This window comes from uncultured Gemella sp., from assembly GCF_963529685.1.
GTDB lineage: Bacteria > Bacillota > Bacilli > Staphylococcales > Gemellaceae > Gemella.
In genome coordinates, this window is record NZ_CAUSAI010000037.1 from 1 (window position 1) to 18,000 (window position 18,000).

General features: G+C 30.1%; 17 protein-coding genes. 1 reads left to right on the forward strand and 16 read right to left on the reverse strand.

Translation table 11 applies throughout. From position 1 onward, the window contains the following. The 16 genes from RWS90_RS06190 to RWS90_RS06265 all read right to left on the reverse strand — a co-directional run. On the reverse strand, nucleotides 1-1,216 hold a 1,216-nt coding region (locus tag RWS90_RS06190), incomplete at its 3' end, for a YSIRK-type signal peptide-containing protein (protein WP_314549632.1). 359 nt (nucleotides 1,217-1,575) lie between these two features. Then, complete coding sequence (locus tag RWS90_RS06195; protein WP_314549633.1) at nucleotides 1,576-2,658, reverse strand: site-2 protease family protein; 1,083 nt, start codon at nucleotides 2,656-2,658, stop codon at nucleotides 1,576-1,578. 11 nt (nucleotides 2,659-2,669) lie between these two features. Further along, the gene (locus RWS90_RS06200) at nucleotides 2,670-3,836 is read right to left on the reverse strand and encodes a carbamoyl phosphate synthase large subunit (protein WP_314549635.1); all 1,167 of its coding nucleotides are present in this window, start codon (nucleotides 3,834-3,836) and stop codon (nucleotides 2,670-2,672) included. 121 nt (nucleotides 3,837-3,957) lie between these two features. Beyond that, nucleotides 3,958-5,268, reverse strand: coding sequence for an isochorismatase family protein (locus RWS90_RS06205; protein ID WP_314549637.1), 1,311 nt, complete (start codon nucleotides 5,266-5,268; stop codon nucleotides 3,958-3,960). Between the two features lie 152 nt (nucleotides 5,269-5,420). Further along, nucleotides 5,421-6,311, reverse strand: coding sequence for an ORF6N domain-containing protein (locus RWS90_RS06210; RefSeq protein WP_314549638.1), 891 nt, complete (start codon nucleotides 6,309-6,311; stop codon nucleotides 5,421-5,423). A gap of 134 nt (nucleotides 6,312-6,445) precedes the next feature. Continuing rightward, nucleotides 6,446-6,676 carry an acyl carrier protein gene (locus tag RWS90_RS06215; protein ID WP_314407439.1) on the reverse strand — a complete coding sequence of 77 codons (231 nt, stop codon included), beginning with the start codon at nucleotides 6,674-6,676 and terminating at the stop codon, nucleotides 6,446-6,448. A gap of 4 nt (nucleotides 6,677-6,680) precedes the next feature. After that, nucleotides 6,681-7,655 (reverse strand): phosphate acyltransferase PlsX, encoded by a 975-nt coding sequence (gene plsX, locus RWS90_RS06220; protein WP_314549641.1) that lies wholly within the window; start codon nucleotides 7,653-7,655, stop codon nucleotides 6,681-6,683. Between the two features lie 4 nt (nucleotides 7,656-7,659). Continuing rightward, nucleotides 7,660-8,295, reverse strand: a complete 636-nt coding sequence (locus RWS90_RS06225) for a class A sortase (protein ID WP_314549644.1) — start codon at nucleotides 8,293-8,295, stop codon at nucleotides 7,660-7,662. Between the two features lie 9 nt (nucleotides 8,296-8,304). Then, a complete protein-coding gene (gene recG / locus RWS90_RS06230; protein ID WP_314549646.1) occupies nucleotides 8,305-10,314 on the reverse strand; it encodes an ATP-dependent DNA helicase RecG in 2,010 nt (669 codons plus the stop codon). Further along, on the reverse strand, nucleotides 10,307-11,179 hold the full coding sequence (gene sdaAA, locus RWS90_RS06235) for an L-serine ammonia-lyase, iron-sulfur-dependent, subunit alpha (protein ID WP_314549648.1): 873 nt from the start codon (nucleotides 11,177-11,179) through the stop codon (nucleotides 10,307-10,309). Before sdaAA ends, recG begins: the two co-directional genes overlap by 8 nt. 11 nt (nucleotides 11,180-11,190) lie before the next feature. After that, nucleotides 11,191-11,859 (reverse strand): L-serine ammonia-lyase, iron-sulfur-dependent subunit beta, encoded by a 669-nt coding sequence (gene sdaAB / locus RWS90_RS06240; protein WP_314549650.1) that lies wholly within the window; start codon nucleotides 11,857-11,859, stop codon nucleotides 11,191-11,193. Nucleotides 11,860-11,861: 2 nt separating this feature from the next. Next, complete coding sequence (rnjA, locus tag RWS90_RS06245) at nucleotides 11,862-13,532, reverse strand: ribonuclease J1 (protein WP_314549652.1); 1,671 nt, start codon at nucleotides 13,530-13,532, stop codon at nucleotides 11,862-11,864. Continuing rightward, nucleotides 13,525-13,743 carry a DNA-dependent RNA polymerase subunit epsilon gene (locus RWS90_RS06250; RefSeq protein WP_003144942.1) on the reverse strand — a complete coding sequence of 73 codons (219 nt, stop codon included), beginning with the start codon at nucleotides 13,741-13,743 and terminating at the stop codon, nucleotides 13,525-13,527. The genes rnjA and RWS90_RS06250 overlap by 8 nt, the downstream gene beginning before the upstream one ends. Then, a complete protein-coding gene (locus tag RWS90_RS06255; protein ID WP_314549655.1) occupies nucleotides 13,743-15,317 on the reverse strand; it encodes an aminotransferase class V-fold PLP-dependent enzyme in 1,575 nt (524 codons plus the stop codon). Before RWS90_RS06255 ends, RWS90_RS06250 begins: the two co-directional genes overlap by 1 nt. Before the next feature lie 249 nt (nucleotides 15,318-15,566). Further along, nucleotides 15,567-16,757, reverse strand: coding sequence for an NAD(P)/FAD-dependent oxidoreductase (locus RWS90_RS06260; protein WP_314549657.1), 1,191 nt, complete (start codon nucleotides 16,755-16,757; stop codon nucleotides 15,567-15,569). 36 nt (nucleotides 16,758-16,793) lie between these two features. Then, nucleotides 16,794-17,156 carry an iron-sulfur cluster assembly accessory protein gene (locus RWS90_RS06265; RefSeq protein ID WP_314549659.1) on the reverse strand — a complete coding sequence of 121 codons (363 nt, stop codon included), beginning with the start codon at nucleotides 17,154-17,156 and terminating at the stop codon, nucleotides 16,794-16,796. Nucleotides 17,157-17,665: 509 nt separating this feature from the next. On the opposite strand from RWS90_RS06265, the gene RWS90_RS06270 reads away from it, so the two are divergent. Further along, nucleotides 17,666-17,923 (forward strand): NifU family protein, encoded by a 258-nt coding sequence (locus RWS90_RS06270; RefSeq protein WP_314397600.1) that lies wholly within the window; start codon nucleotides 17,666-17,668, stop codon nucleotides 17,921-17,923. Nucleotides 17,924-18,000 lie beyond the last annotated feature (77 nt).

Genomic DNA, 18,000 nt, shown 5'->3' on the forward strand with positions numbered 1-18,000 from the left:
GTGCACCATCTTTATCTGTAACATTCGTTACATCAAGAGGTTGAACAGCATTTACCTGCTCACCAACTTCTATTTTCCAACCATTTAGTACACCAGCCTCTGCATCAACTTTTGTAATAACTTTTTCTTTCCAGTTGTAAGTAGCACTACCGATTCCAGCAGTATATGCATTAATTTCTCCTGTACCTCTTTGTTGCTTAGCAATCGTTTCTGATTTAGTAACAGCATCCGTAAAGGTTACTTTATCCCCAAAACCTTCTTTCAGACTCTCAAAGACACCGTTTGTTGGGTTATTACCGTACGCTGCGTGGTTTTCACTAACAGGTGCTCCTAAGTCTGCTTTACCAGCCAAATATAAAGCTAATAAATCACGCTCAGATTTAACAGCTTCTGCTTGTTGGCTCATTATTTTAGCAGATGTCGTATCTGCTGCATTGGCTGTTGAAATAACATTTTCTGCTTTTTGCTTAATACGATTTAACACATCAATTTTAGCTTGGTCTTTTTTATTTGCAGATTTTGCTTCTTCTTTTTCTATTTCAGCTTGAATTTTAGCAATATTCGCTTGCAATTGAGGAATAGCGGCATCACGAATTCCTTTATATTTTTCTGCTTCTGTTGCAGCATTTGCAGCTGTAGTATCTACAGTTCTAAACCCACTTTCCCCTTTTCCTGGGATAGCTTGCCCATTTCTTGGGTCTTGGTTTTTATTTACTTTCTCTTCTGTAGGTTTATCAACTTCTTTAGTAGTTGCTTTTTTCATACTTTCTAATACGAATGCTTTATTTTTAAGCTCGACTGTTACTTTATTAACTTCAGCTTGAGTCACTACTTCACTTACCTCTAATGCTTGTGCTGTTGCTAATTCTGCTTTAGAATCTTCTATCGCTGATGCTGTTTTTTCTGTTACTCTAGCGTTAGCAATCGCCTCTTGAATACGTGCTATTGCCGCACTTAAATTAGTTTTATTAATTTTTGATGGTGTTATAGTAGGAATTTCTTCTTTATTTTCTGTTACATTATTATTTATAGTCTCTGTATTAGTTAAAGTTGTAGGAGCATCATTACTTGCTAATGCACTACCTCCACCCAAAAATGCGAATCCAGCAGCGATTAGTACCGATGCTGTTCCAGCGTTAAACTTCTTAATACCATAGAAATTTATTTTTTCTTGTTCTTTTTGAATAATCATCTTCTTATTATTCTTACTATACATCTTTTACCCTCCTAATCATTAGTATAATTAAATTTCAAACTTAAGAAAATATTAAAAAAATTATTTTTTTCAGTTTTTTTTTTTTTTTCAAAAATTTATTTTTCGTAAGTTATCCGATATTAATTTTAAGTTTTAAATCAACTTTTGTCAAGACTTCATAATAAATTTTAAGTATATTTTAAGTAAACATAGATGGAACTATTTATAAAAATAATATTATATAAAACATAGATTATTAAAGACGAAATAATAAATATTATTTTTTATAAAAAATAAAAACAATAACTTAATTGATAATAGCCCCCAAAAATTCAGTCAAATTTTGGAGAACAGTAACAACTTAGCTATTGTTCTATTAACTATCTTAAAATTTTTTCCTCTAAATAATCGCAATATTTCATTTCTAGATTTTGAACATATAAATTTGGTGCTTTATTTTTTATTTTTCTAGCTTCAGCTATTAAACCTAAGGCTTTCTCATCATCCAATTTCACACCATATTCGTATGTCGCTAAAACATTCTTCGTTTGTGGATTTTTTTGTTTAAGCCTTGCTAATAAAGCCTTATTCTTCATAAGTTCTTCTAGTAGCTCATCTTCTGGATTCACTAAACTTATTAATTTTACTAACAATGCCATAAGTTCAACTTTGTAAACTGGTAACAAATCATCTCTTTCTACGTATAATTTTCTTGATTCATTATACAAAGTATTAAATTCAAAGAAATATTCTAGTCCATCTAATTTTATAAATTCTAATGAGTCAGTTAGATAATTAGTTTTAGTTATTTCCATTGAATTTATTTTCTCCACTACTTCTGGTCTTTCTATTAATAAATTCTTACCAATACTTTGATAATATACGTATTCTAATTGTAAGTATAGAACAAATCTAGTAGTTTCATCTTTACTAGCGTGATAAAAAGTCATACCATCATTGAATCCCATTGGAATCAAGTTTAGAAAAGCTAATGTAAATCCTATTAAAGCAAATAATAATGTATAATAACTTGGTAAGATTAACCAAAATACAATCGAAAACAACACATTAAATATTACACCACCTAGAAGATATAATTTATACTTAAACTTTCCTTTAACATACTCAGGAGCTCTCATCAAACACTGACCACCAGTTCCTGCTATTTTTTCATATCTAAAACTTAATTTCCCATTTTCATCTTTTATTATTTTAAAATCAAATACTCTAAAACTAACAAATTTATATCCTGATAATAACCCAAAGACTAAGTGTCCAGCCTCATGAACTATAATATGCAATATGAAGGCTATTACTCCTGTTATTAAGAACAATATAATATTTGGTTTATCAACACCAGAAAGTGTATCTCCAGCTGTTTTCCCTACAAAATATCCAACTACCGCACCGACTACCATAATTCCAATTAATTGTAAAACACCTTGAATAATCTTATTCTTCATAAATAATCCTCCTATTCATTTTTTTCATGAACATAATTCATCATTTCATCAAGTTTCGAACTCTTTTCAGCTACTAATATAAACATCCATTCACCCATAGCTGTAGCAAAGACTCCCGGTACTCTCTCGATTAGTCTAATATTCCTATTATACTTATCTTTGATACTTTCTAGACTATGTTTATAGCTATATTTATCTCTTCGTGAAAGAGCAATCCCGAAGAAATTATTATTTACTTTTTCTATATTTTCTCCTATTACTACCTTAGAATACATATCGTATAAATCACATTCATAAGTATGATTGTATAAGTCTATTGTATATCCTCCTGCTATACGATTATTATATTCTAATGCAATATAATCTCCATTAGGTAGCTTGAAAAATTCAATATGGAAGAATCTTTCCTTCATTCCAAACTCTTTAACAATCTTTCTACCGTATTTTTGCAGTTTAGGATCAATTTTCTTTTCTATGACATTAGCATAATCTAGACCACCGTTAAGTAAATCTAAAGTAGGTTTAGTATAGTAAAAACTTGTTTCAAATACAATTTCCTCATTAGAATCAATTAGTCCATCATATGTACATAAAATACCATTATCTACATAACTTTCTATGAAATAAACAACATCTTGATTCCACTGTTTTTTAAATTCTTCAACATCTGTATTTGATAATAACTTATATGTATTACTCGCTCCCACACCATTATTTGGTTTAGCAATTACAGGTAATTTAATATTCTTAATAGCCTCGTTTAATTCACTTATATTCGAAACAGCAACACCTTCTGCAACTGGTACTTTAGCATTTTTGAACTTTTCTTTCATTCTAGATTTATATTTTGTAAACTTAAGTTCTGCTGGTTGGACACCTTTAATATTAAATTCTTCTCTAATAGTTGCATCTAGCATTAACCAATGTTCATTATTCGATTCAACTCTATCTATAATTCCATGCTTATAAATTAGGTGTGCTACTCCTCTAAGAACATCTTCATAATTTTCTAAATCGTCTACTTTATAATATTCACTTAAAGAACTTTTTAAAGAATCTGATAAATTATCATAGCTTTCACTGCCTATACCTAATACTTTTACACCTTTTTCTACTAATTTTTTAGCAAAAAATTCTTGCATTACTGGAAAATTTGGTGATACTAATAAATAATTCATAATAATTCCCTCTTTCCTAATTTTATTTACTAGTTTAACATAAAATTAAGTAATTTTCTATTCAAAATATAAAAAATACGAATGCTCTCCGAAAGGTTCAGAAAGAGATTCGTATTTTATATTATTCTTTTACATTGACTGTTAAATTTTGTAGATATGTTTTAAATGATGAATTAACTTCCTCACTTAAACCTTTAGTAGCATTTAAATCAACTACTATTTCCACTTTTTCATTATATGTTTGTGTCATAATTATATTACTTAAGACACAAATATTCGATACCAAACCACAAAATTCAACTTCTTTATAATCACTACGTGAAATAAACTTAGCTAAATCTATACTTCCAAATGAAGTTTTATTAAATACCTTTTTAGCATATTTTTCATAACTTGCAACTTTTCCATATAACTGATGTCCTTCACTATCAATTATGCAATGTTCAACTGGCAAATGTTTACCTTCTCTTGTCGTTAAATAATTTGTATAATGAGTATCTTTTGTGAATATCACGTCTTGTCCAGCTTTTATATATTCATCAATTTTATTAGCAATAACTTGATCAAGTTGATCGGCAGTTTCAAAACCTAATGCTCCGTCTACGAAGTCTTTTTGATAGTCAACAACTACTAATAATTTTTCAGTTGTATCGTGTTTTAATGTTACTCTTAAGTATGCTAAAAATGCAACAAAAGCTAAAAATGCTAAACAATAAAAGATTACTTCCGACTTAAACTTCGGATGGGCTTTAGGGTCTAAAACTACAAACTTCACCAATACTGCCGCTTCTACTAAAAGTAACACAACAATATATTTAATATTCTTTTTAAAGTAAGTAGAAAACTCTTTCGCACCTAATTTTTTATAAATTAGATAAACAAATAATACTGCAATTCCTAATATAAATATCATCGTACCGTACTTATGCATTAAGTGGAATACATGATGTGCACTAGGTCCAAGAACATAACCTAGAGTAATAAATACTATTACCCAAAATACACCACCTAATGTAGAATATATATGGAATCGTTTTGCATCTATACGTGAAATACCTGAAAAGTATCCTAAAATATGTCTAACTCCCGGTAAGAAATAGGCTATAACTATAACTATATTTCCAAATTTGTTGAAAAATTCTGCCGCTTTCGTCATTCTATATGGAGTTAATCCTATATATATACCATACTTATCTATAGCCTTTGTTCCTAATCTTCTACCTACTTCGTAAGAAAATTGCATCCCGATTACCGTTCCTAAGGCACTTGCTATTATCATCCCAACGTAGTTACCATGACCATGATATGCCATAATCCCAGCCACAACCATCATAGTTTCACCTGGTAATGGTAGAGCCGCAAATTCCAAGATTAGCGAAGCAAATAATATAATATAAACGTGTTCAGCTAATAGTCTAAATAACATTTCCATATATAAACTATTCTCCTTTTTTATTTATTTTCTAGTAAATTATACCACATTTCTCAACTAGTTAAAAGCTAAATAGTTAAAATTTATTTGATATAGATAATATTGTAAATTATCTTATCATATAAAACTAATAATTAGTTAAAAATTATACCTTACTCTATCTTGCTTAATAGATTTTCTTTAAAACAATTTTCTTCTATTTTTGTAACACCGAAACTTTTCTTCCCTGCATCCTTAATAGATGCTCCTATGTGATAAACTTCGTTACTATCTAAAATTAAAAATCTATCATGAAAATTTTTATTTGTTTTTACAGTTAAATTTGTATACTGCTCGTTAAATTTTTCAATATCTTTTGTCGTCAAATTTCCTTTACCTGCAGTATATATTTTAACTTTTACGTTGCTGTTTTTTTTACACAAAATATTTAAAGTATAAATATCTATATAATTATCAATCAATATAATCTCTCTATTAGCTTTTTGAATTATACTTACAAGAAAACTAAATGCATCATATATTTGACCATTAAAAAATATTTTTTGTTTTACTTCTTTATTTCTAGCAATATAAGTAAATACTTCTTCTAATTTTTTGTCAGTTTCCAATTGCTTCAATTCTACTCTATCTAATCTTGAATACAATTCTTGACTAAACATCAAAAGATTTCTCATTTCTACAAAGCTATTAATTATTTTAATACTCATTTCAATAGCAATATCACTTTTTAATACAGCTGAAAGCATAGCAATTCCCTGTTCTGTAAACACATATGGCATATATCTTCTCCCACCATGTGTATTTGAACTTGAGGTAACAGATTGTGACCTCAAGTTATTAAATTCTTTTTCTGTAAGTTGAAAACGAAATAACTCAGGAAATCTTTTGATATTCCTTTTTACCGCCTGATTAAATACTTTAGTTTCCACTTGATACAAAGAAGCCAAGTCACTATCAAGCATAACCTGCTTTCCCCTAATATTATAAATCATATTTTTTATTTCTATACTATCTGAGATAATAATATCCGTATTATTTTTCATACAAACCTCCTATAATTAAACTTAAAGAACTATTTCATTGCATTTGAGCACATTCCCTATTAATACCTTTTAGCAAATCGAAAAAAACGCTAAAAACTAGAGTCTAATATTCATTAAAACTCTAGTTTTCAGTACTATTTTCTTTCTTCAATAACTCTTACTAAGTCTTTAATTTCAACGATGCTTTCTGCATCTTCATCAGAAAATTCAAATCCGTATTTCTCTTCGATATCCATTACCACATCAGCAACATCAATAGAATCTGCATCTAGATCTTCATTTAATTTAGAATCTAATGTAATTTTATCTGCATCTATTTTAATATACTTTGTAATAATCTCTTTTACTTCTTCAAAAATCGCCATTATTTTATTCTCCTTTTTCCATTGTTTCTATCATTATATCATAAAGTTTTGTTTTGTGTATTTGTTTTGCTTGTTGCACAGCATAATATAATGCATTTTCATCAGCTGAGCCATGTACTTTTATACTTGGTTTTTTAATACCTAATAAGAATGCTCCACCGTATTCACTATAATCAAATTTTTTCTTAAATGCTTTAATTCCTTTTTTCACTAATAGTGCTGAAATTTTAGTTATTAGGTTCTCTATGAAAATACCTTTTATCATTTTTCCTAAAGAACTCGCAACACCTTCTATTGATTTCAACAGAATATTTCCCGCAAATCCATCAGCTATAACTATATCAAATCTATGTTCTAATATGTTTCTAGCTTCGATATTGCCTTTAAAATTAGTAATATCTTCTTTAAGTAGCTTGTGAGCCTCTTTATATACTTTATTACCTTTAGTTTCCTCAACACCGACATTTAACAAAGCAACAGAAGGTTTATCGATTTTATAAATATACTTCATGTATAACTGTCCGAGTTTAGCATAGTTTACTAAATCATCAGGTTTAGCTTCTACATTAGCACCTAGATCCGTTAATAAGAATTTATGCTCGGAACTTGTCGGTAATAATGATGCTAATCCTGGTTTTGATATACCTTCAATACGGCCTAACATAAACAGTGAACTCGCCATAAATGCACCTGTACTCCCACCCGAAATTGCAACATCAATGATATCATTATTTAAATCAGATAGCATTCTAATCATAGAAGCATCTTTTTTCTTTCTATGAACACGTGCAGCATCATCAGACATCAGCACCTCTTCTGTACAAACATTCTTAGTAATATTTTCAGTTTTAGTTACTCGATTTAAATTCTCTTCTAAACCATAAACATAGAATTCTACTTCATTGTCATCATAACTATTTACAAAATTTATAATTCTATCAGGTTCATCTACACCTAAAATATCTATACCTATTTTCATAATATTATGCGCTTTCTTCTCCTATTAATTTAGCCTCTACTACAAAACGACTTTCCCATTCTCCAGTTTGTGGATTAAAGTTGTCACAAGTGAATAATTTTAAAATCTTTGGTTCATTTTCGTGTTGTTCTAAAATCTCAACTTGCGTTGGTGTTACATCATACAATTTACTTACTTCATATGTTCGTAATTTATCTTTTGATATAATTTGGATTTTAGCACCATTTTTAATCTTTGTTAAGTTGTTAAATCTTATTCCGACACCTTGCACACTATGACCAGCAATAACTACGTTTTGAGCATCTAAATGCGAAGGTTCTTGTGATGTTGCTACTCCATTAATTAAGTTAATTTCAGTAACATTTTCAAAGATGGGTTCTTCTATATTCACACTATCAATTTTTAAAATTCCTAGCATAGAATCCGTTAATTTAATCTTTGATTCGTTATCAGTGAACATTTTTTGCCACCAAGGTATATCAACTTCACCTTTACCATTTTTATATGCCGTAATAATCTTGTCGTTTGCATTTCCTGTTAAAAATTCTCTAATTTGATTTTTAAATATCAACACAACAGAAGTACATAATAATACCACTATCAGTATATTTAAAATAGTATTTTTCAACTTCTTACTCATTTCATCCTCCTATATAATCGTCTCATCCAATCCAACATATTGTAACAAGCGCTCCTTATTGTCCGTAACTTCAATAATTTTTACAGCTAATCTTTTAGCCAAGTACATTAAATCTACATCATTTATTAAATCTGCTACTTTAAAACTAGGTACCCCACTTTGTTTTACCCCAAAGAAGTCACCCGGACCGCGTTGTTTTAAATCAAATTCTGCTATCTTAAAACCATCGTTTTCCAAACACATAATGTCTATTCGTTCACTTTTTGAATCTGTTACTAATATACAATATGATTGAAATTCACTTCTTCCTACTCTTCCTCGAAGTTGATGTAATGTAGCAAGCCCAAAGCGATGAGCATCTACTATTATCATAAATGTCGCATTCGGAACATTCACCCCAACTTCGATTACTGTCGTTGAAATAAGTATATGAATTTCTTTATTTAGAAATTTTTCTACAATAGCATCTTTTTCTTTATTACTCATTTTACCATGTAATATTGCAATTTTGTAGTCTTTTGGTAAATAATTTTTAATATTTTCGTAAGTCTCTTCTACATTTTGAAGATCCATTTTCTCTGATTCTTCAATTAATGGACAGACTACGTAACCTTGTCTACCATTATCTAACTCCATACGAATATTGTCTAGAACTTTGTAGAAACTTTTATTATTAGCTTTATAAGTTTGAACTTTTTTTCTACCCGCAGGCAATTCATCAATTGTCGACACCTTAATGTCAGTTATTAAAGTAATTGCCAAACTTCGTGGTATTGGGGTTGCTGTCATCATTAATGAATTAACCGCCTCCCCTTTATTACTTAATAATTGTCGTTGTTTTACTCCGAAACGATGTTGTTCATCAGTAATTACATATTTTAAATTTTTGAATATCACATCTTCCTGAATTAAAGAATGTGTTCCTATTAATAATTCTACCTCACCAACTTCAAGTAAACTTAAAATTGTGTTTCTTTCTTTCTTTGGTGTACTACTCGTTAAAAGAGCAACTGAAATATTTAAATCTTTAAAAAACTCAAAAAATGTTTCAAAATGCTGATTAGCAAGTATTTCTGTCGGCGCCATTATGGCTGTTTGATACCCAGCTTTTATAACTGAGTATAACGTAGCAGCTGCTACGGCTGTTTTCCCACTACCTACATCACCTTGTAACAATCTATCCATCTTAAAAGGTTCATTTAAATCTTTTACTATCTCTTCGATAACTCTACTTTGTGCACCAGTTAATTTAAATGGTAGACTATTTTTAAATTCTTCTACATAAAAATCAGCTATGCCTATGCTATATCTTGCATCCTCTATTCTACTATTAATATTTTGAAGTTGCAGCTTTAATTGATAGTTAAATAATTCATGAAAAGCAAACATCTTTCTAGCTTTATCAAATTCGTCGGAATTCTTAGGATAATGTAACGTATAAAGAATTTTTTCTAACTTCCAAATTCCCTTGAAATTTTCAGGTACTAAATCAAGAATTACATTTTCCCCATCTATCATCTTAAATGATTCTTCTACCAGTTTTATAAATTTTTTCTGAGTAATACCTTGTTTAAGATGATAAAAAACTTCTATTGTATCTCCCTTTGGCTTTTCCTCAGCACTATTAAAACTTATACTAGAAGCTGTAATAGTGTTATTAGTAGCATTATATGTTCCTTTCACTACTACATCTCTACCCTCTATTAAGTTTTTCTTTAAATAATGTTGATTAAAAAACACAATTTTAATACTTCCCGACGAAGTAGAAAGTGTAAAGAAAGACCTGCTCCTCCTATTACCATAAAATTGTGTACTTACTCTTGTCTCGATTCTTCCAGTAGTAATTACTTTTTCATTATCTTTTACAGATGAAGAAAAATCAGTAGAACTAGATACTCTATAGGGAATATTATACAAAACGTCACGAATAGTATATATCTCTAGTTCGTTTAAAGTTTGTAAATATTTCTTCCCTACGCCTTTTATAGTTCCTACTGATTTTTCTAAAATATTAATCATTACCGAATAATAAACTCCTATATTTTTCTCCAGTTTTAGTAATCGCTAAACCGCCTTTAGCTGTTTCTTTTAATGTTGTAGACATTTCTAATCCTATTTTATACATTGCTTCTAATACCTCATCAGCAGGAATTCTACTTTTTATACCTGCTAAGGCTAAATCTGCCGCCATAAGAGCTGTTGAGGTCCCAGCTGCATTCCTCTTAACACAAGGGACTTCTACTAATCCAGCTACTGGATCACATACCAAACCTAACATATTTTTTAGGGCTATAGCAAAGGCATGAGCGCTCATCTCTGCATCGCCTCCCATTGCCTCTACTATAGCTGCCGCTGCCATTGCACTAGCAGATCCTATTTCAGCTTGACATCCACCTTCCGCTCCTGAACATGAAGCATTATTCGCTACTACAAATCCGAAAGCTCCGGCTGTAAATAACATTTTTAATTGCGTTTCTTCATCTATATTGAATTTTTCTTTTAATGCGTAAATACATCCAGGTAAGACACCCGCTGATCCTGCAGTTGGTGTTGCACAAATCAGACCAAGTGAAGCATTAACCTCATTAGTTGCTATCGCTGCTGCTACACCATTTAAAAAATCACTACCTGTAATAGATTTCCCACTGTTAATATATTCTTGCAATTTCTTAGCATCTCCTCCAGTAAGTCCAGTTTTCGAACTTACTCCTGCTAATCCTTCATCAACAGCTTGCATCATTACATTTAGATTTCTTTTCATTAATTTTTCAACCGCAGAACGTGTTACACCATTTAACTCTATCTCTTGTTCAATCATTAACTCAGAAACTGGTTTATTTTCTAATTTTGATTTTTCAACTATTTCTGCTAAACTAGTAAACATTTTTGTACCCTCTACAATCTATCTGCAAATTTTACTTCATTAATATACTCTAGTTCAGTTAATTTCTGCATATTTTCTTCATTTAATTCTTCTAGTGATTCGACAACTAATAAGTTAATTCCTTCTAAGATAGAACTAGAATATTTTTCATTAACTTTTTTGTCTCCGAAGATTTCTTCTATTTTTACCGAAAGATTTTTTTTATTATTGTCATTGAATTTATAAAATATGAAATAACAAGGAAAATCTCCTGAAAGATTCACATCGAATCCAAGAAGTTCAAAAATAACCATCTTTCCTCCACCTATTGATTTTCCAATAAGATCTAAACTATATCTTCCCGCTTCAACTTCTATTTTTGCTGTGTTAGGATGAACATGTTCGATTTCACTTTCTACAAATTCAAATTCCATACCTGCTAATTTAGCATCTTCCATACTAGTTCTAATACGTTTATCTGAAGTGTTATATCCCAATAATCCTCCTATTAACGCAATGTCAGTCCCATGCCCTTTATATGTCTCTTTAAAAGAACCATATAATGTTATTTTTACATTTTCAGGCTGCCTTCCAAAAATATATCTTGTAAAAAGACCGATACGAACTGCACCTGCCGTATGTGAACTAGATGGTCCTACCATTACCGGACCTATAATATCAAATACACTTCTGTATTTCATATTTACACCTCCAATATTGTTGGTAAAATAACAGGTTTTCTTCCTATTTCACTTTCTAAAAATTGTCCAAGTGATTCTAAAATTTGTTGTCTTACTTGGTAAACACTGCAATCTTCACTTTCTAGAACTGATAATACCGCGTCTTTAATGACTCCTTTAACTTGTCCAAATAATTCCATCGATTCATTAACATTTACGAATCCACGGCTTATCACATCTGGATTATTCATTAGTTTTTTATTTTTAAAGTCAATTGCGATTGAAACTACGATAACACCTTCTTCAGAAAGCTCTTTTCTATCTTTAATCACAACACTACCAATATCACCAATTCCAAGACCGTCTACATAAACGTCAGAAGCTTCAAATTTCCCGGCAATTCTAGCACTATCACTTGTTAAAGCTAATACTTCGCCGTTCTCCATGATGAATGAATTTTCTAAAGGAATATCACATTCAGCCGCAGTTTGAGCATGAATAACCTGCATTCTGTACTCACCGTGAATTGGCATAAAGTATTTCGGCTTAATAAGTCTGAACATTAATTTTTGTTCTTCTTTAGAACCGTGTCCTGATGTATGAACATTATTAACACTAGATGTAATAACATTAGCACCCAATTTTGATAATAAATCTATGTTTTTATTTATTGAAAGTGTATTTCCTGGAATTGCAGAACTCGCAAAAATTACCGTATCAGTTGGCATAATTGTAATTTTTTTATGCGTACCATTTGCTATTCTACTTAAAGCAGCAAGTTCCTCACCTTGAGTCCCTGTACATAGTATTAATAATTTATTTGGATCTACCTGGTTAAGATACTTACTATTAACAAACGTTTCTTTAGGTGCTTTTATATATCCTAACTCCGTACCTATTTTTATAGCTTTTTCCATAGAACGTCCGAATACTACAATTTTTCTACCATGCTCTATACAAGCTTCAACAACTTGTTTTACACGATATACGTTAGAAGCGAATGTCGCGAATATTACTCTATGTTTTTCTTTACGAAGTATATTAGAAATAGTTTTCCCTACTTCTTTTTCACTTTGAGTAAATTCCGTTCTCTCTGAGTTTGTCGAATCAGAAAGTAAGCATAACACACCCTCTTCTCCTATTGCCGCCATTTTATGTAAATTTGATCCTTGTCCTACCGGTGTAAAGTCAAATTTAAAATCCCCAGTATGAACAATATTTCCTTGAGGAGTATTAACAATAACACCAAATGAATCAGGGATAGAGTGGGAAGTATTATGGAATGAAACCTTTAAGTATTTAAAACTCAATACTGTATCTTCATCAATAACATTCAACTCAGCTTTTGCTAATAAATTATGCTCCTCTAATTTTGATCTTATTAGACCAATCGCTAGTGGTCCTCCATAAATTGGAAGATTTACCTTTCTAAGTAAAAATGGTAAACCACCAATGTGATCTTCGTGACCATGAGTAATTACCAATGCTTTGATTTTATCAACATTTTTTTCAATATATGAATAGTCTGGAATTACATAGTCTATCCCAAGGATATTATCTCCAGGGAATTTAACTCCAGCATCGATAATAATAATCTCGTCACGATACTGAACCGCGTAGGTGTTTTTTCCAATTTCGCCTAGACCACCAATAGCCGCAACACCTACTTCATTTTTCTTTATAATTTTATCCATTAACTTTCTCCACTTTAAAGTCTTCAGATTGTTTTTCAAATTCTAAGTATGCTTCGCTTAGTTCTTGAACTAATTCTACATTGTAATTTCTATCATCTAAATACTTTCTTACTGCTGGTACTCCATCAGCCTCTACATATAACACTTGAGTGTTTTCTCTTACTGGAATTTCCTTTGAATTTTCTTGGTAAAATACTTTAAATACTGCCATTAATAATCTCCTATCATTTGTTTTAATATATTTAATGTGTAATCTATTTCATTTTTTGTTGTATTAATATTTATAAATGAAAATTGTATAATGTTTCTTTCTTGTAAATATGAGCTCTTATAGTGGATAAAAATATTATTAATTGCTAATGAAGCTCCTACATTAAGAGAACATATAGTTTTTGGAAGTTCTACTGTAATTATTACAGGAGATACTTCTTTATCTTTAAATTTCATAATTGGAAGGTTTAATTCTTTTAATCCTTCTTTCATATATGAGTATTTTTCTTGTACCTTCTCATATCTTTCATCTGTTTTAAAGGCATCTAAAGCTGTGTTTAAAGCCTCCATTAAAATTGATGGTTGAGTAAATGGTATTGAAGTCATTTTATTAGCATAGTGTAAATCTAAGTAAAGTGGTGTATTTTCTAAAGGAACTAATTCACAATTAGATCCAACTATCGCTAATCCAGCAACAGAACAAAATGCTTTTCCTGATGAACAAGCTACATAGTCAACATCTTTATAACTATATTTTATCGCTCCTACTGCTGATACAGCATCAACAGCAAGAACAACGTTATTTCCTTTAACAATTCGAGTTATTTCATCCAAATCGTTTAAAATTCCTACACTTGTTTCATTATGTACTAAATAAACAAAATCGTAGTTTCCAGATTTAAGTTTTTCTGATAAAATGTCTAAATCAAAACTCTCTCCAAATTCTACAGAATAACTTTCGATATTAAGTCCATGTCGTTTTGTTTCTTTAACTAATCTACTACCAAATTCACCATTTGAAAGAATTAAACCATTTATAAGATTTCTACCTTTCAATTGTGCCATAATAGCCTCATTAGCTAATGTCGCCGAGCCGTGAAGAATCGTTGCTTGTTTAACGTCAAGTATTCTCTCCAATTTTGATAATGTATCTTTAGTTAGACTAACAAATTCACTACTTCTATGTGAGTAAAGTTGTTTAGATAACTTCGCAAGAACATCTTCAGATAAATCTACTGGCCCAGGTAAAAAGTTTACCCTTTGAGCTTGCGACATTCTTTCTAAAACTTTATTACCTGAATCTAATTTTAGGTACATTGGCATATATTCTGCATCTTTTGTTCCTACATTTTCATGAAATTTCACAAATCCTAAGTGATTGTATAGTTTTTCTTGTCTTGTAGTTCCCGATATAAACACTATGTCATACGCATTTTGAATTATATAATTAAAAGTTCTTTGAAGTAACTCTGTAAAGACTTTAGTTTTTCTATACTGTTCCTTAATCGAAAGTAATCTGATTTCTACAGGCTTTTTGTAGTTTCCTTTGTAGTACTTATCAATATCATTTAATTTTAAATCTAGCGAAAAAGGTCTTTGATCTGATAATGCAATCATTCCTATAACATCGTGTTTCTTTTTCGCTATAATATATATATTTTTGTCATGAAATTTATCTTTTAGTTTTTTAGTTTCATTCTTTTCATGTTGAGGAATTTCTTCAACGAACGTTTCGTAATTCAACTTAAATATTTGATCGTATTCTTCCTCTGTATTTGCTATTTTATATATCATAATTTTTCCCCATAACTTTATTTGGTTAAATTTTCTCTACACTATATCTTACCATAATTATAACTTTTTTTCAAATTAACACAGTTGAAAACTCGGGTAAATAACAAATTTATGGGAGTGACTCAAAAATTGTGATTTCGAAGAAATCGATTTTGTTGAGTCAGCCCCTTTTATCCGTTTTCAAAAAAAATTAAGAAGACTCAAAAACAATTGAGTCTTCTTTATAATACTTGTCTAATATCAATAATATTAAAGGATACGTTGGTTTTTCAATGCTGTAACGAAGTCTGTTAACTCATAAATTGCTTTTGCTTCAATGATTTTTTTAAGTTTAGCAGCTTTGAATCCTTTAGCTTTTTTACCACCCATAACATCAGCGATACCATCTTTGTGTCCTAATGAACAAACACATCCACGGTTAATATACTTAAAGTCTCCTACTTGTTTACCGCTAATTCTAGCACCTACATAAGCACCCATTTGGTTAGCGATTTGAGCAGTTGTTGGATATGGTCTTTCTTGACCTGTTTCGATAAATGCAGCACAGTCTCCGATAATATAAACATCATCAAGTCCTGGTACTGTTAATTGTTGAGTAGTTACAAGACGCCCACGTTTTGAAAGTTCTGGGAACGCTTCGTCCATAAGTTTGTTACCACGAACTCCAGCAGTCCATACTAACGTAGATGCGAATAATTCTTTTCTTTCACCATCAACTTCGATAATAAAACTGTCTTTAGTAGCACCTTTAATACCAGCACCTAAGATAATTTCAATTCCGTTATCTTCTAAATATTTTTTAGCATAGTCGCTGTATTCTTTAGTAAACATTGGTAATAAAGTTGGACAAGCATCTAATCCATAAATTTTTACTAATTTTTCATCAATTCCGTATTTAGAACATAATTCTTTTTTACGGTGCACTAACTCACCTAAGAACTCCATTCCTGCTAATCCAGCACCACCAACGATTACTGAGATATCTTTAACATCTTTTTCTTCACTAGTAGCGTATTTTCTGAAGTTATCTTCTAGAGTTGCAGCAATTTTTTCCGCAGCCTTAACATCAGCTATTGGCATTGCATTTTCAGCCATACCTTCAATTCCAAACATTTCAGGTTGGAATCCTAACCCTACTACTAAAACATCGTAGTCAAGTTCATGTTTTTTAGTTAATACTAATTTTTTCTCAGTATCAATTTTAATAACTTCATCTTGAATGAACTCAACACCTGGAGATACTACATCTTTAATATCGATACAAATATCTTTTGCTGAAATATTTCCTGCCGAAACCTCATGTAAGTTTACAGTATCGTAGTGGTAAGAGTTTTTATTTACTAATGTAACTTTTACCTCACCAGCTTTAGCAGCTTTTTTTAATCCTTTTAATGTTGTTAGTCCTGCATATCCAGCACCTAAAATAACTACGTTTTTCATAGCTTAAAATTCTCCTTTTTCTGTTATTATATAATTTTATCCACAGCAGCAGCCGTTCCCACAGCAACCACCGTCTTCATCATCATAAATTTCAATCATATTTGGATTATGTAGTGTAAACTCACTTCCAAATTCATCTTGAACATAGTCTATTTCAAGACCTTTTAATAAAAGTTCATCCTCTTCATTAACAAGAACTTTCAAATCACCGAAGCTATATACTTTATCTCCAGCCTCTAATTCATCTTTAATATCAATAGCGTAATGCATTTGAGCACCTTCTAAAGCAATAGAAATTTTTAAGTAACTATCACGTTTATCAGCATCAAATAACATTTCTTGGAATTTACCTACCGCTACATCTGTTATCAATATTAATCGATTATCTGTATTAGTCATAAAATGTTTCCCTCTTTGTTTTTATTTTCTAATTATTATTATAACTGTTTTTCTAATAAAATAATAGTATATTGCTTACATTTTATAAAATTATTTGTGAATAATTTATGAAGTTATTAAAATTTATAAATTATTCAACTTTATTTGTTAAATACTTTTCCCTACCTAACTTTTATCATCATTTTCCAATTAAACTATCCGTCAATCACATCGCGAAACATTGCATTTATATATGATTTTATGAATTATTATATTTTTGTGATTTTTCAGTTATTTACTGAGATTCTTATTGGCTATATTTATTAATAATGTTTCAATTTTTAATTAATTCACTCTTGAAATACACTAAGCCTAAATTTTATTTTAATATCAATAATAAACTGAAATGTGTAATACAACTTTTAATTATTGACACATTTTCCATTATGATAGATATAAAATTTATGTTTACTAGCTTTATTGACTTTTTTAGTTCAGAACAGTATAATACTGTATAGAGAGGTGTTAGTATGTTGAATAAAGAGCATTATGAAACTGTAGATAAAATAAAATTTGAATTAGAAAAAATACGCCCCAAACTTATTGAAGATGGTGGTAATATAGAATTTATAAACTATAAAGACGGTATACTTAAGGTTAGATTTTTAGGTGAATGCGCCCACTGTGAGCTTTCTCATATTACCCTAAAATATGCTATCGAGAAAAAGATAAAAGAAAAAATTCCCGAAGTAGAAAAAGTATTAGAAGTAAAGATGAGCATTGTTTAAATGCTCATTTTTTTATATTTTCAAAAATAATGACCACCCCTGAAAAGGGGTGGTTTTCTCTTCGGGTATAACCCTTT